Origin of the sequence: Chryseobacterium formosum, assembly GCF_026460885.1 — a bacterium.
GTDB classification, from domain to species: Bacteria; Bacteroidota; Bacteroidia; order Flavobacteriales; family Weeksellaceae; genus Chryseobacterium; species Chryseobacterium formosus.
Window position 1 is genome coordinate 1 of record NZ_JAOVZW010000020.1, and the last position, 15,215, is coordinate 15,215.

Annotated in this window: 17 protein-coding genes; 8 read left to right on the forward strand and 9 right to left on the reverse strand. The window is 31.7% G+C overall.

Features of this window, described 5'->3' with window-relative positions:
• The first annotated feature begins 71 nt into the window (after positions 1–71).
• The 6 genes from OF897_RS16205 to OF897_RS16230 all read left to right on the forward strand — a co-directional run bounded on the left by OF897_RS16205 (position 72) and on the right by OF897_RS16230 (position 5,164).
• Complete coding sequence (locus OF897_RS16205; RefSeq protein ID WP_267266784.1) at positions 72–500, forward strand: PaaI family thioesterase; 429 nt, start codon at positions 72–74, stop codon at positions 498–500.
• A 114-nt stretch (positions 501–614) separates the two neighbouring features.
• The gene (locus OF897_RS16210) at positions 615–1,079 is read left to right on the forward strand and encodes a protease complex subunit PrcB family protein (RefSeq protein ID WP_267266719.1); all 465 of its coding nucleotides are present in this window, start codon (positions 615–617) and stop codon (positions 1,077–1,079) included.
• A 51-nt stretch (positions 1,080–1,130) separates the two neighbouring features.
• Positions 1,131–2,159 carry a hypothetical protein gene (locus OF897_RS16215; RefSeq protein WP_267266720.1) on the forward strand — a complete coding sequence of 343 codons (1,029 nt, stop codon included), beginning with the start codon at positions 1,131–1,133 and terminating at the stop codon, positions 2,157–2,159.
• 4 nt (positions 2,160–2,163) lie between these two features.
• Positions 2,164–3,261 carry an RNA polymerase sigma factor gene (locus tag OF897_RS16220; protein ID WP_267266721.1) on the forward strand — a complete coding sequence of 366 codons (1,098 nt, stop codon included), beginning with the start codon at positions 2,164–2,166 and terminating at the stop codon, positions 3,259–3,261.
• Between the two features lie 13 nt (positions 3,262–3,274).
• Positions 3,275–4,159 carry an outer membrane beta-barrel protein gene (locus OF897_RS16225; RefSeq protein ID WP_267266722.1) on the forward strand — a complete coding sequence of 295 codons (885 nt, stop codon included), beginning with the start codon at positions 3,275–3,277 and terminating at the stop codon, positions 4,157–4,159.
• Positions 4,160–4,183: 24 nt separating this feature from the next.
• On the forward strand, positions 4,184–5,164 hold the full coding sequence (locus OF897_RS16230; protein WP_267266723.1) for a chorismate-binding protein: 981 nt from the start codon (positions 4,184–4,186) through the stop codon (positions 5,162–5,164).
• Positions 5,165–5,270: 106 nt separating this feature from the next.
• On the opposite strand, the gene OF897_RS16235 is transcribed toward OF897_RS16230, so the two are convergent.
• The 9 genes from OF897_RS16235 to OF897_RS16275 all read right to left on the reverse strand — a co-directional run bounded on the left by OF897_RS16235 (position 5,271) and on the right by OF897_RS16275 (position 13,595).
• Positions 5,271–5,465 (reverse strand): hypothetical protein, encoded by a 195-nt coding sequence (locus OF897_RS16235; protein ID WP_066681436.1) that lies wholly within the window; start codon positions 5,463–5,465, stop codon positions 5,271–5,273.
• 3 nt (positions 5,466–5,468) lie between these two features.
• Entirely contained in the window at positions 5,469–6,071 is a 603-nt protein-coding gene (locus OF897_RS16240) for a MarC family protein (RefSeq protein ID WP_267266724.1), read from the reverse strand.
• A 43-nt stretch (positions 6,072–6,114) separates the two neighbouring features.
• A complete protein-coding gene (locus tag OF897_RS16245) occupies positions 6,115–7,845 on the reverse strand; it encodes a BatD family protein (RefSeq protein ID WP_267266725.1) in 1,731 nt (576 codons plus the stop codon).
• A complete protein-coding gene (locus OF897_RS16250) occupies positions 7,845–8,576 on the reverse strand; it encodes a tetratricopeptide repeat protein (protein WP_267266726.1) in 732 nt (243 codons plus the stop codon). Before OF897_RS16250 ends, OF897_RS16245 begins: the two co-directional genes overlap by 1 nt.
• A 101-nt stretch (positions 8,577–8,677) precedes the next feature.
• On the reverse strand, positions 8,678–9,685 hold the full coding sequence (locus OF897_RS16255) for a vWA domain-containing protein (protein ID WP_267266727.1): 1,008 nt from the start codon (positions 9,683–9,685) through the stop codon (positions 8,678–8,680).
• Positions 9,685–10,677 carry a vWA domain-containing protein gene (locus OF897_RS16260; protein WP_267266728.1) on the reverse strand — a complete coding sequence of 331 codons (993 nt, stop codon included), beginning with the start codon at positions 10,675–10,677 and terminating at the stop codon, positions 9,685–9,687. Before OF897_RS16260 ends, OF897_RS16255 begins: the two co-directional genes overlap by 1 nt.
• Entirely contained in the window at positions 10,670–11,566 is an 897-nt protein-coding gene (locus OF897_RS16265; RefSeq protein WP_267266729.1) for a BatD family protein, read from the reverse strand. Before OF897_RS16265 ends, OF897_RS16260 begins: the two co-directional genes overlap by 8 nt.
• 75 nt (positions 11,567–11,641) lie before the next feature.
• Entirely contained in the window at positions 11,642–12,505 is an 864-nt protein-coding gene (locus OF897_RS16270) for a DUF58 domain-containing protein (RefSeq protein ID WP_267266730.1), read from the reverse strand.
• A gap of 85 nt (positions 12,506–12,590) precedes the next feature.
• Positions 12,591–13,595, reverse strand: coding sequence for an AAA family ATPase (locus tag OF897_RS16275; protein ID WP_230671083.1), 1,005 nt, complete (start codon positions 13,593–13,595; stop codon positions 12,591–12,593).
• A 251-nt stretch (positions 13,596–13,846) separates the two neighbouring features.
• Here OF897_RS16275 and OF897_RS16280 point away from each other — a divergent pair, with 251 nt between their 5' ends.
• The gene (locus OF897_RS16280; protein ID WP_267266731.1) at positions 13,847–14,320 is read left to right on the forward strand and encodes a DinB family protein; all 474 of its coding nucleotides are present in this window, start codon (positions 13,847–13,849) and stop codon (positions 14,318–14,320) included.
• 120 nt (positions 14,321–14,440) lie between these two features.
• The gene (gene rlmB, locus OF897_RS16285; protein ID WP_267266732.1) at positions 14,441–15,181 is read left to right on the forward strand and encodes a 23S rRNA (guanosine(2251)-2'-O)-methyltransferase RlmB; all 741 of its coding nucleotides are present in this window, start codon (positions 14,441–14,443) and stop codon (positions 15,179–15,181) included.
• Positions 15,182–15,215 lie beyond the last annotated feature (34 nt).

Consider the following 15,215-nt stretch of genomic DNA (forward strand, 5'->3'; position numbering starts at 1 on the left):
CAAAATTACTTCTTACTTTTTATTTCAAAAAATCATTCATTACCAATTACTTATTACCCATAGAAATGTATATTAAAGATAAAACCAAAGCAGAAATATTAGAATTCATCAACAATTGGGGTGAAGAAACTTTTGCGAAAACAATTGGCATCAATTTCATTGATATTGATTTGGAAAATGAAACTCTTACTGCAACAATGCCGGTTACGCCAAATATTCATCAGCCTTTCGGAATTATGCATGGTGGAGCAAGTTGTGTTTTGGCCGAAACAATGGGCTCAAGTCTGTCTAATATTTTCATTGATGGAAGCAAATATTTTGGAGTAGGAACCAACATTAATTCCAATCATTTACGAAGCAAAAAAGACGGAATGGTAACTGCAGTCGCAAGATTCATCAGAAAAGGCAAAACAATGCATGTTTCTGAGATTGAAATTCGTGATGAAAAAGGTCAGTTGATTAATCATACTACAATGACGAATAATATTATCAACCGATAAGATTCAATTTAAATAAAACTTAAAGACTCAAAATTTTGAGTCTTTTTTTGTATTCCACTGCAACCTTTTTATTTTTTTTCATCTTATATAAAGAAACCCTTAAATTTATACATCATGAAAAAACATTTACTTCTTTTATTATGTTCTATCTTATTTATTTCGATTTCATGTCGTAATGAAGATGAAGAAAACATTGAAAGCAAAAAACAAATTAACTTTCAGCTGATTGGAAAAGGAAATTTTATGGGATCAGCTTACGCTACTCCACAAAATTCAGTGATTACAAATACAACACAGTGGAATAATTTTTTGAATCAAATTGACAGCCCGAATAATCATCCTTCTTCTGGTTTTACGGAAACCAATATTGATTTTAATCAGTTTATGGTTATTCTTGTCGTTGATGCAGTTTATCCAAACGGCGGACATTCCGTTGACATTATGACTGTTGATGAAAATCCACAAAATATTGAAGTTGATGTAGAAAAATTACTTCAAGGAAATGTGACAACAGTTATTACACAACCTTATCATATTGTAAAAATTCCTAAAATTGCAAAACCTGTATTATTTAACTAAAATCTACTGCAACCTTTTTATATTTTTTCATCTTTAAAGAAAAGAATAACCATGAGAAATTTAATTTTACCGTTCATTTTATTGTTGACATTTGTATTTTCTTGTAGGGAAAATGAAAGCGATGAAGGGCTTGAACAAAAAAACACAACTTACGATGTTTATGTTGCTGGATCAGATAATAATAAAGCGTGCTATTGGAAGAATAATGTATTAACTTATTTAACAAATGGAGATAACATTAAAGCTGAAAAAATAATTGTTGAAAATAACAATATTTATGTTTTTGCAGCAGAAAGTTTCTGGAAGAATAATGTAAAATCTGATTTATACACATACTTAGGCGTGCCTTCCAATAACAATCCATTGATTTCATTATTAGAAGTTAAAAGTTTTTATGTAAAAAACAATGATATTTATGTTGTAGGGAGCATTAGAGGTCCTGTCAATTTAGCTTCTGGAGTTGCAACATACACTATTGAACATTGTTACTGGAAAAATGGAGTAAAAAACGTGTTGTTTACAAATACTGGTTCAAACACTGGTGGATTTTTAAGCGACATAACTATTCATAATAACGATATCTATATTGCTGCAACTAAATTTATAACCTCTTCAAATTGGCAGCTTGGTTATTTTAAAAATGGAATTTATACTGCCGTAAATTCAGGATCTTTTTTAGGTATAAATTCTAATTCAAGTGGTGTATTTATAGGAATTTCTGATCAAAACAACTCTTATTATAAAAATCTACTTGTCAATACAGATCATTTTACTACAGCAAATGTAAAAGGAAAAGTGGTTTTAGATAATAATGACATATATTCTTTTAATCAAAACACTTATTACAAAAACGGAAATGCAATTACTATAAATAACCCTAATGGATATAATGATATAAAAGATTTAAAGGTGGTAAATAACAAGACTTACATGATTTGTGAAATGTTCCATCAAATGAATTCTTTAGATATTGCATATAAAGTTTTTATAAATGGAGTTGAAACTCAACAAATAACTCACACAGCGAATAATGTTAATCTTGGCGGTAGTTTCAATTCAATATTTGTAGTAGAGAATTAAATAAATGTCAAAAACAAAACTTAACTGGCAACAAATCTATCTCGACTATTCCCCAAAACTTTTGGGGATTTGTCGCAGATATATCGCAGACATTCAGACTGCGGAAGATATTGTGCAGGACAGTTTTATTGCGGCAATCCAGAAGAATCATCAGTTAAAAAACGAACAGGCAATTTTTGGCTGGCTTAAAAAAATTGTAGTCAATAACGCTTTACAATTCATCCGCAAAACCAGTAAAGACACTTTCATCACTACCGAACCATCAGAAATCCCAGATACATTGACCGAAATGACCACATCTGCAATGGACGAAAAAAAACACATTTTAGCATACGATTTCACAAAAGAAGAGCTGTTGAAATCTATCGACAGTTTGCCTTCTCATCACAAGTCGGTTTTCAATTTATACTATATCGAAAACTATTCTCATGCGGAAATTTCGGGTATTCTGGAGATTCCTGTGAATACTTCAAAATCACATTTGATGAGAGCAAAAAAATCAGTTCAAAACTATTTACTGACTCATTTTGTCAACAGCGAAACTTCAAAAAACAGAACTGTACAGGTTTTAATTTTCTTAGGATTCGGTAATTTATTATGGGCGCAAACTCTTCAGTCAAAATTTTTAAATTTTGAAATTCCCACAACACGAAATTTTGAAATTCCTTCAGATATAAATAGTAATACGATTGCATTTTCTTCAAACCAAAATCACTGGAAAGAGAAAGCAATTATTGGGACCACGTTTTTCATTATTATTGTCGGATCTATTTTGTTTTTTAATCCTAAAAATCATGTTTTTACAAAAGACAGTTTGAATTTTATTCCATCTGAATCCAAAAAAAATATGGTTTCAATTTCGCAAGATCAAGTCAATAATAATGACAAAACATCTTCAAAAATTTTGAAAAGGGAAGAGATTGCTCAAAACCCAAACATCGAAATCAAGGAAAATTTAAAAACAGAAAAAACTTCAATTGCATTAAAAAACTCAGTATCTTCAAAAAATAAAACCAATAAAGATTCTTCTGAAACAGCTTCTCACAAAGTAATTATTGTAAAGAAAATTATTCAGAGAGACACTGTTTTTATAGAAAGATAAAAGTTAATCAACTATGCTTTTAAAAAAAATCGTTTTCCTTATTTCTGTCATCTTTACAATTTCAATTTTTGCTCAGCGTAAAAAAACAGACACCGTTTACATTTATGAAAAAGTGATTGTTTATGATACTATTTATCTTGAAAAAGCAGTCAAATTAAAACCTGCAAATCTGATATTTTCTGATTTTAAAATTCTGGCAAAAGAAATAAACAGCGTTCAACAATACATCGACAAAGAAGAACTTCAAGAGCAATTAAAGAAACTTTCAACCAATAAATTTCAATTCGGAATTCAGGCAGAAATTGGTTTTAAAAAAGCAAGTTGGGCAGAAAATATCTCTGATAAAAATCAACAGTTTGGGCAAAACTTAGGAATCTGGATTTCTAAAAGTATTATAAATCCTAATTTTTCTTTAATGCTTTCCGCAAATATTTCTCGTTGGAATTCTACCTTCGATTTGGATGCCAATAAAGAAGAAACTTATCTCGACGGATTCTATTTTTCTGAAAACAATCAACCTTTACTTTTTCAAAGATTTAACAATAAACACTTTGAATATGTTTTGCAATTAAAAGCAATGTATGAATGGAAAAACTTTCGTCCATTTGTAGGGTTTTTAGCCAATAAAAATATTTATAAAATGCAGTTTTTAGTTCCTGAAAATAATGTTTTGAATAAATTAGATGATTTTAAAAGCAATCAAATCAATTTCGGGTTTTCTTTTGGTCTGCAATATCGAATGCTTAACCGATTTTTGATCGATTTAGAATATCAACACTACAAAATCAGCAATCTTTCACTAAAAAACTCTTCATTTGATTTTGACATTTTTAAGACTAACAATACCTTTGTTGAAAGGAAAATCAGTTTAGGAATTTCGTATTTTATTTCTAAATAATGGCTTTCTTAAAGCTCAAACATTATGATTTATTTCAAATTTCCATTTGACGAAAAACTCTATTCTACAGACGAAAATTCAAATATCAATTCTATCAATTTTCATTCATTTAATAACATTGAGAAACTTGAAATTAAAGGAGAAGTCATAGAAAAAAATCAATCGGAATTTGATCATTTAAAAATCAGTTCAGAAATTCTACCTGAAGATAAAACTCAGTTTGAAGCTGAAAATAAAGAAGAATATCTTCAAAAACTGGAAGAAGTTATTGAAATCATTAAAGAAAATAATCTTCCGAAACTGGTTCTTTCAAGGAGAAAAATAGTTAAAGATTTTACAGAAATTGATTTAAAAACCAGTTTTCTCAATCTTTGCAAAAACTATCCAAACGCATTTAAATATGTTTTTTTTGATGGAAAAACTTCATGGATGGGTGCTTTTTCTGAAGTTTTAGGAAAATTCAACAAATCCACTCATAAATTTGAAACAATGAGTTTAGCTGGAACAATTCCAGTATCTGAAGAATGGACGGAAAAAGAAATTGAAGAACAGAAACCGGTTTCGTCTTACATCAGAAATATATTACAGAAATTTGTCACTCCAAACGAAATCGAAGAGTCTGAAACTTACGATCATATTTCGGGGAATATCAAACATTTACGAACAGATTTTAAACTTAAAATAAATCCTGAAAATTTAGATACCATCATTCAAAAACTTCATCCAACTCCTGCAGTTTGTGGAATTCCTAAAGTTTTTTGCAAAGAAATTATTGAAAAAGTTGAAAAATTTCCGCGAGAATTGTATGCTGGTTATATCAAAATTGAAACGGATGATTACATTCAGTATTTTGTGAATCTTCGTTGTGCAAGATTATACAAAAATTCTGTACATCTTTTTGTTGGTGGCGGAATTACCTCTCAAAGCAATCCAGAAAAAGAATGGAATGAGACCGAACTGAAATCTGAAGCGGTTTTGAAAAATCTGGTTTTAAATCATAAATAAAAATTGGTGACATCAAATCTTCAGCTCATCATTTCAAATGCATATTTACATCAACAAAAAACCTCTTTCGTGTTGAAAGAGGTTTTTGATTTTATGTATGAAAGAATTACTTCTTTGCTCCAATTTTGCTCCAAGTGTTTAGGATGAAAAGTAAACCTACTCCTAAAAGTCCACAAGCGATTGAGATTAAAAACTTCACATTATCTTCAGACGTAATATCTGAATTCCAGTCGATTGCATACGTATTGATTGCGATAATTACTACAAATACGATTAAAAATACTTTATAAAATTTCTGCATGATTTAAAAATTTATATAATTCTGCACCAACTGCGCAAAATTTGCGGTAAATAATTTAATTGAAATTGCAAGTAGAATAATTCCGAAAACTTTCTGAAGAATTGCCAAAGACGCCTCTCCCATTTTCTTCTCAATCCACTTTGCTGATTTCAGCACCAAATATACGAAAATTGTATTGAGAATGATTCCACAAATAATGTTAATATCATGAAACTCCGCTCTTAAAGATAAAGTGGTCGTTAAAGTTCCCGCTCCTGCAACCAAAGGAAATGCAATCGGAACAATGGATGCAGATTTTGCTTCGGTCGTTTTATTGATTTCAATTCCTAAAATCATTTCGAGGGCGATGATAAAAATAACGAAAGCTCCGGCGATTGCAAATGAATTAACATCAACGCCAATGAATTTCAAGATTTTATTTCCCACAAAAAGAAATACAATCATGATTATTCCAGCTGTAATTGATGCTCTACCCGCTTCGATTTGTCCGAATTTCTGCTGTAAGCTTACTACAATCGGAACCGAACCAATAATATCGATCACCGCAAAAAGTACCATAAAACTGGTAATTACCTCCTTTAAAGAGAAACTATTGAAAACCTCCATATCTTACGATTATTAATTTCGCAAAATTATGAATAAAAAATGATTATTTACTAATTACAGAATATAATTTAACGATATCCGTCAATAAGTCATTTAAAGAATCTTCTGACGTAAGTGGAGAATATTTCTCCATTTGAACTTTATGTAAGAGCTCCTGGTAATTTTCGGCAACAGAACTGCCGTTATGTCTTTCCAGGAATTGTTTGAAATCTTCTTTAGAGCTTTGAAAATACTGCTTTCTTACTTCTAAATCCATCTCTTCAAAGGTTTCAAAAAACTTTGGATAATCTCCTGAAGTTTTAATATTTTCAAGATATGCAAAATAATCTGTGATGTCAGTTTTTAAACTTTCTCTGATCTCTCTTTCAGTTTCCGCTACAGAGCCTAAAGGTTTCGGAGTTGGCTTTTCTTTAATCATATTTCGATTTTTTTGCCAATATTTAAACACCATATAAGCGACAAACAATCCAAATAATATGGCAATATTGATAAAAAGCACATTCCAGTTGAACTTACTTTTTTCTTTTACTTTAAAAGAAGTGGTCTTTAAAACCGGACTATCAACAGTTTCAAGCAAAGTATTGGTATAATCGTTAACTTTTTCAACTGTAGATCTTGCTTCCAAAACCTCATCATGTGAAAATGCTGTTAAGTCTAATTTTTCCTGTCCAAGATTTACATATTCCTTTTCTGCAGGATTGAAAAAAGCAAAAGGTTCTGTTTTCACAATTAAATCTCCGGCTTTCTTCGGAATCAGAATATATTTAGCTAAAATCTCACCTTTCATTCCTGAAATTCCTGCACTTACATGAGAAGTAATTCTTGGTGCAAAGACATCATAATCAGGTGATTCTTCAATTTTAGGAAGACTCATATCGGCAAGATTACCTTCACCGGAAACTTTTACCGTTACATTAACCGGTTTTTTTGCTTCAACTTTATCTTTTGATGAATGAAAAACATCTACTTTGAAATTTCCAACCGCATTCTTGAAAGATTCGGGAGAGCCTTCAGGAAGTTTTTTTACGTTAAGCTTTACTTTGTTGGAGGCGATTTTATTTTTAACTGAAAAACTATTTACAGAAGCTGAAACTGCCGGAACTTCTACATAACCAGCTTCATTTGGAAACACCATAAACACCGCCAAAACCTGCGATGCCATATTTGCATATCCTGAAGGATCAATTTCTGATCGTTTAAAATTAACGGGATGTACATTGATGTTTTCCTGCTCAGGAAGTTTAATGTTTTTTACTTTTCTAAGATTGTCAATACTTCTAGAATAAACCCTTAAAACCGCTATTGTTGGTTGATCCTGATAAACTTCACGGTCTTCAATTTCCATGTTGAGATACACATCATTTGCAACATTTGCTAGCGGCTTTTTCTCAATATCTTTTATGAAAATATCGAAAGGCTCAGTTTTGTAAATTTTGTTATTTATCGTAACCAATACAGAACCTACTTTTATTTTACCTTTTTGTTTAGGCTCAAGTGCAATTCTGGTAACATACTGATCTACTGCAGTATTTGTTTCAGGATCTCTTACAGCTTGGCTGAAAGATCCATTTCCAATCATGTTAAACTTTGATAAATCTGGAAGTTGGAGTTTACTCTGCTGAATCAAATCTCCATTTAATTCTAAAACAATTGTAAGATTTACGATTTCTTTACCATTGTAATCGGTTTTATCCGATTTCATAGTAAATTGTACCTGTCCGTAAGAAATTACAGATACAAGAGTAAGCAAAACGTAAATAATTTTTTGTGTCATCACCAATCTTTCTCGTTGCTTTGCGGCTTTGAATAAGATCCTTTTATAATTCTTTTGGCAGTTTTCTTTTCTCTGCCTTCAATACTATCCAATATAGCTTTTTCAAATTCCTTTGGAAGTTTTCCACCTCCACCTTTTCCTTTAGACTTATCGTCTTGACCTTTGTCTTGCTGAGGACCATTTCCCTGATTCTTTTTTTCATTTTTAGAATCACCTTTCTCACCTTTATTTTGGTCTTCACCACCTCCGTTTTTACCGGATTGGTCATTTTGCTGGCTTTTATTTCTTTCTTTCTCCAACTGTTTCAACTTGGCAATTTCGTAATTTTTCCTTGTTGCCTCGTTGTAAGGATCTTGCTTGAGAGACTGTTTATAATAATCAGCCGCCTTCTCATGCTGATTCATCTGCATCATTGTATTTCCCAAATTGTGAAGCGCCGCAGCTTTATCTGGTAAAGTCTGAGAAAGTTTTTCTGCTTTTGCATACTCTTCTTTCGCATCCTGATACATTTTTCTTTTATACAAAGCGTTGCCCAAATTATAGTGCGCTGTAAAATCATTAGAATTAGATTTTATAGCTTCCATAAACTTTGAAGAAGCTCCATCGTAATCATTAGCATTAAATTTTTTGTTGCCTTCGTAGACCAAAGTCTTGTAGCTTTCCTGCCCAAATAGTGTACCTGAGAACGAAAAAATAAATATCAACGCTAAAAATACAATTTTAGTATTCATCTCTTGCAAAATTATCCCTTTATATGTTAATAAACAGCGTCTTATTTGTTAAAGTTGGGTTAAAGTCTGGAATGTTTAGAAATTCAGCAATCATAAGATTTTTAAACATTAAAATCTCTTTTAGGATTAAAAATAAAAATTAGCATAAAAAAGAATATAGAAATTGCCAAAAAATATTGGTAATAATGATTGGCATTCTGAGAATCTACTTTCGTATTTGTATCTGAAACTTTCTTGTTGATATCTTCAGCAATTCTTTTCGGTGCATCATTCATATTATTTCCGTCGATGTAAGTTCCACCGGTAGATTCTGCCATTTTTTTCAAGGCTTCAGTTTGTCTCTTAGAGACCACCGTTTCACCATTTTGATCAAAATGATACCCCATCAACTGCCCAACTTTATAAATAGGAATCGGCGCACCTTCGTCAGAACCAACTCCAACAGTCGTAATTGCTATACCTTCGCTATTCGCCAATCTGATGGCAGAATTATCATTCCCTTCATTATCTTCACCGTCGCTTATCAAAACAACTTTACGTGATCCTTTATTTACATTTTTAAATTTGGTGACCGCCACTTCCATTGCATGAAGAAAATCTGTCCCTTGTATTGTAATATCATCCGTCTGCAAATCTGAAATATAAGTTTCTACCGAACCGTAATCTGTTGTTAATGGCATGATGGAAACCGCTTCACCTGCAAAAATTACAATTCCTATTTTATCATTTTTAAGTTCGTGAATGGTATTAATAATTAAATTTTTCGCCTGAGTCAATCGATCCGGGTTGATATCTTCGGCATTCATAGAATTAGAAACGTCCATCACAAATATTACATTATTCATTTTTTGGTTGGTTTCTATTTTTTCAGAGCCATTCAAAAGATCAATGATGGAAAATATCAGAAAAAGAGTTGCTATAAAATAAAGCGCAGGAAATATTTTCAAAAATCCGGAATTCTTTTCAAATAAAATTTCATGGAATTTCGAGTCTGCAAAAAGTTCTCTTTTCTTCTTTCTCCAACGCAAAAAACGAATGAGAAAAAACGATAAAAGCGGCAAAAGCAGCAATAACAATAAATACCAGTTATTTCCTAAATACCAATCCATCAGCTTAAAAATTTATAAAGTACCCAACGCAAAATGGCATCAAAAACCAACATTCCTAAAGCAATCCAAAGAAAAATTTTAAAATATTCCTCGTAATTATACAGCTTTGAAACATTAAGATCTGTTTTTTCTAATTTATTAATTTCAGAATAAATTTCTTCTAATTTATCTTCAGAATCTGCTCTGTAATATTTCCCTCCTGTTGTCGCAGCAATTTCTTCGAGCATATTGGTATCAATTGAAACTGCTTGTTCGGCATAAATCAAACCAAATCTATCAGCATGTACCGGCATCAAAGCATATCCGTTGGTTCCAATACCAATACAATAAACCTTGATATTATTATCCTTTGCCAAAACTGCAGCCAATTGTGGTGGAAATAAACCATTTTCAAGACTATTCATTCCGTCGGTCATCAAAATCACAATTTTACTCTTTGCTTTGCTTTTCATTAAATGATTCACAGCAACTGCCAAACCGTCACCAACAGAAGTTCCGTCAATCATTTCACTTTGATTCAGATTCTCAATTTCATATTTTACGGCATCATGATCAAACGTTAAGGGAACTTTCAGAAAAGCCTCCCTTTTATAGTTTACCAATCCAAATCTGTCATTCGGGCGTTTATTAATAAAATCTAAAGCAATTTTTTGAAGAACAGAATATCGATCCGGTGTAAAATCTTTCGCAAACATACTGAGAGAAACATCTACAGTAAGCATAATATCAATACCTTTAGTTTCGTCTCTGTCTTGAGAAACCGAAAAAGTTCTCGGTCTTGCCATTGCAATAATCAGTGCAGAAAGAATAATATATTTTGAGATTTTCAATAAAAAAAGTACGGGCAAAATACCATTATTGCCATTCATATTATTCGTCGTCGGAACTTTGATACCTTTTCTTTTGCTTCTGCTAAAATCTCTTATCAAAAGCGGAATAAAAACCAAGAACAACAGAAAAAACCACGGACTGAAAAATTCAAAATCAAACATCTTTTCTCAGGTTTTCAAATTCTATATCCTTGGAAGAACGCTGCACGAAATCTCTTATTTCAGCAAAATCTTTTTCCATTAAATCTTTATCGGGGAAAGTTTTGGCAAATTTCACCAAATCTCCTCTTAAAAATACATCTTCCACAATTTTCTCGTTATCCTGAGAAATCGTGTTATTTTCTTTCATTAAAACAATTAAATCATCCGTCAACAAGACATCTGCAGGAATTCTATATTGCTTAGCGATAAATTTTCTTGAAATGTCAATTAGTTCAACATAAAATGAACGGTAATTTCCTTCTTCGATATACTTTTTCTTCTTTAATGAATCTAATTCCTTCAACGTCTGATTGGTTGCAACAACAGGTGAATCTTTGCTTTTGCGTCCGTATTTCAAAATCATTACAATCGTGATAACCAAGCAAACAAAAGCAATTACCGCCAAAAGATACCATTTGTAAAGCTGCCAATAATCAGTAACCTCCAAGTCAACTTCTTTATTCTTCATAATATCGTTGATCTGATCTTCCTTCGTAGCGGTGTTGATAACTTCAATCTCGTAAGGAATTGTTTTTAAGAGTTTTTGACCAACTTTAAATTCAAGTTCAGGAATTTTAAAAGTTCCTTCTTCATAAACTGCAAATTCTATTTTTCTTTCGTAAGTATTTGCATTGATACTTATGCTGTCTTTAATTTCTTCAAAATGAAAAGGCAACAACTCATTTTTCGGAGCTGTAATTACTGCGTTACTTTTTAGATTATCAATTTTAATAACCAAATGATCGACTTCTCCTAAGGCAAGAGTTTTTTTCTCAAGATTTGAAGAAAGAAGCTGCGAAAAAGCATTTACACAGATAAAAAAAGAAAGTAAAAGGAATATTTTTTTCAATTTAAATAATAAGTTTGGCTAAAACCTTTTATGTTTTATAATGTAAAGCGTACTAAAGTGCGCCTTATTGATTTTTTATTTTTTCTGAAAATAATTGTACAATAATCTTGAGTAATCTTCTCCTGTATTAATGTTCATAAACTCTGCGGAAGAATTGGCAAAATCTTCTTCCAGGTTTCTCTGTTTTTGTTTTTGAGCTTCCGCAAAAGTATATCTCCATCTTGCACTGGATGTATTTACCCAAATTTGTTTTCCCGTTTCAGCATCATTTAAAAGCGCATAACCTACATCAGGAATTTCATTATCTTTTTCATCATAAATTCGCATTCCGAGCAACTGATGTTTTTTTGAAGCTACTTTTAAAATTTTAGAATCATAATTATCTTCAAAATCTGAAAGTAAAAAAACAAGAGATTTTCTTTTGAAAATTCCCATCATATATTCTAATGCTTTGTCAATTTTTGAAACTGCTGGAATATAATCGGCTGTCAAAATCTGACTCACCATCGATAAAATATGTTTTCTCCCTTTTTGTGGTGGAATCACTTTATACACTTTATCAGCAAAAAGAATCAAGCCTACTTTGTCATTATTTCCAGCTGCTGAAAATCCTAAACTTGCGGCAATTTCGGCAACATACTCTCTTTTGAGCTGAGTTTTTGTTCCGTAATCCATCGAAGCGGAAATATCAACCAAAATCATCATCGTCAATTCACGCTCCTCTTCCATTACTTTTACGAAAGGTTCACGGAAACGCGCAGTTTTATTCCAGTCTATTCTTCGGATTTCGTCACCGAATTGATATGGACGAACTTCTGCAAAAGTCATTCCCTGTCCTTTAAAAGCACTGTGATATTGCCCCATTAAAGTAGCCTCCGTTTTCCTTCTGGTACGGATTTCTATTTGCTTGACTTTTTTTACAATATCTTTTATTTGCATGGTTTCAAATGTAACAATGTATCAGTTTATCAATGTAACAGTCTCAAAATAGGTAAACTGTTACATTGTTAAATTGCTACATTAATTAAGGTGCTTGAATTTTCGCTAAAATCCTGTTCACAATTTCTTCAGAAGTAATTTCCTCAGCTTCCGCCTCAAATGTCAATCCAATTCTATGTCTTAAAACATCTTGTGCTAAAGCTTTTACATCTTCAGGAATTACAAAAGCTCTGCCTTTCAAGAATGCATACGCTCTTGAAGCTATTGCTAAATTGATTGATGCTCTTGGAGAAGCTCCGAAACTGATATAATTTTTCAATTCAGAAAGTCCATATTTTTCAGGATAACGGGTTGCAAAAACCATATCCAGAATATATTTCTCAATTTTTTCATCCAGATAAATCTGATTGACGATTGCTTTTGCTTCAACAATATTTTGTAAAGAAATCACTTGTTTAATTTCCGGTTGATGTGAAGTAGAAACCATTCTCATCACCTTTCTCTCGTCTTCAAATTCAGGATAATCGATTTTACATTTCAACATAAAACGATCGCTTTGCGCTTCCGGTAAAAGATAAGTTCCTTCCTGATCGATTGGGTTTTGAGTTGCTAAAACCAAAAACGGTTTTGGTAAAGGCATCGTTTCATCACCAATTGTCACCTGCTTTTCCTGCATTACCTCCAAAAGAGCAGATTGTACTTTCGCCGGAGCTCGGTTAATCTCATCTGCTAAAACAAAATTCGCAAAAACAGGTCCTTTTTTTATGGAAAAATCGTTTTCTTTAATATTGTAAATCATTGTTCCCACAACATCTGCAGGAAGCAAATCTGGAGTAAACTGAATCCTTGAAAAATCACCATCAACAGCTTCTGCCAAAGTCTTTATCGCTAAAGTTTTTGCCAAGCCTGGAACACCTTCCAAAAGAACGTGACCATTTCCTAAAAGGCCGATCAAAAGCCGATCAATCATGTAATGTTGGCCGATAATCGCTTTATTGATTTCCTGCCTCAAAAGGTTGAAAAAATAATTCTGTTCTTTCACCTTTTCGGTAAGTTGACGGATATCTTCTGCTTGATATGAATCTGACATTAGTTTGAATTAAAATAATGGGTAAATTTCTGATAAATACTTGCACTAATCAACACAATTAATGCCATATTTGAGTTAAAGTTTGTTAAATATTATTCCTTAAATATAAAGCTATTAATCGATGTTTTAACAAATCTTGTCCAATGAAACCACTAATTTCATAAAAATCTATAAATTTTCATTCATTGATTGAATCAATAATTGTCATTTTCAGTTTATTAAACTATTTTTGAAGATTAAAATATTGCAAAATGAATTATCATTTTCAAGCTCACCGACAGGTTAGAAAAAACCTTTTAGATATTCTGCAAAACACTTCTCATGAAGATCTTTTGTTGATTCCTGATGGTTTTAATAACAATATTTATTGGAATATTGCACATACCGTTGCTACACAGCAATTGCTGCATTATTATTTAAGCGGAAACACGTTCAGAATTGATAAATATTGGATTGAAACCTACAAAAAAGGAACTTTACCCAATCTGAATGTTCAAAAATCTGAAGTAGAAGATCTGGAGTTTCTATTGACTGAAACATCAAAAACTTTAATGAAAGATTTTGACAGTGATTTTTTTTCTGATTACACACCTTACACAACAAGTTTTGGGATGGATTTGAAAAGCATTCAAGATGCAATTATTTTTAACAATATGCACGAAAGTCTGCACTACGGATATGCAATGGCGCAGAAAAGAGCAATTTTAGGAGAAAAAGGAAGATAGTTAGTTTGTAAATTTTACTTCGCAAGTCAAAATTTAATTGTGATTTTTTTCACACAAGTAAAATTGATTTCGAAGAAAATTGACGATTGACCATTCACCATATAATTTTATGACAAATCAATGAAAGACGATTTTATTTTTGGGCTTCGTCCCGTATTAGAAGCTATTGAAGCTGGAAAGACTATTGACAAAATTTTTGTACAAAATGCATTGCAAGGAGAAATCTATGCTGAACTGAAAGCTATTTTAGCAAAAAATAAAATACGTCCCAACTACGTTCCTGTAGAAAAACTTAACCGTTTTACCAGAAAAAATCACCAAGGTGTAGTTGCTTTTATTTCTGATGTTCCGTTTCACAGAATCGAAAATATTATTCCCGAATTATTTGAAGAAGGAAAAACACCTTTCATTTTAATTTTGGATAGATTAACAGATGTAAGAAACTTTGGAGCAATCTGCAGAACTGCAGAATGTGTAGGAATTCATGCTGTTGTAATTCCTGAAAAAGGAGGAGCACCGGTAAATTCTGATGCCATCAAAACTTCAGCAGGAGCGATGTACAATATCAAAATATGTAAAGAACCCAATTTGGCTCACGTTGTTGATTTCTTACAACAAAGCGGAATTTCTGTTTTTTCAGCAACTGAAAAGGCGCAAAAATTGATATACGATGTAAACTTTACAGAACCTTGCGCAATCGTAATGGGTAATGAAGAAACCGGAATTTCTAAAGAAGTTCTGCATCATTCGGATGAAAAAATAAAACTTCCGATAGAAGGAAAAACTCAGTCTCTGAATGTTTCTGTAGCTTGTGGAGCTATTTTATACGAAGCAATGAGACAGAAAATCACAAAAATTTAATTATTTATATTTAAAATTAATGGTTTCAGTTTTG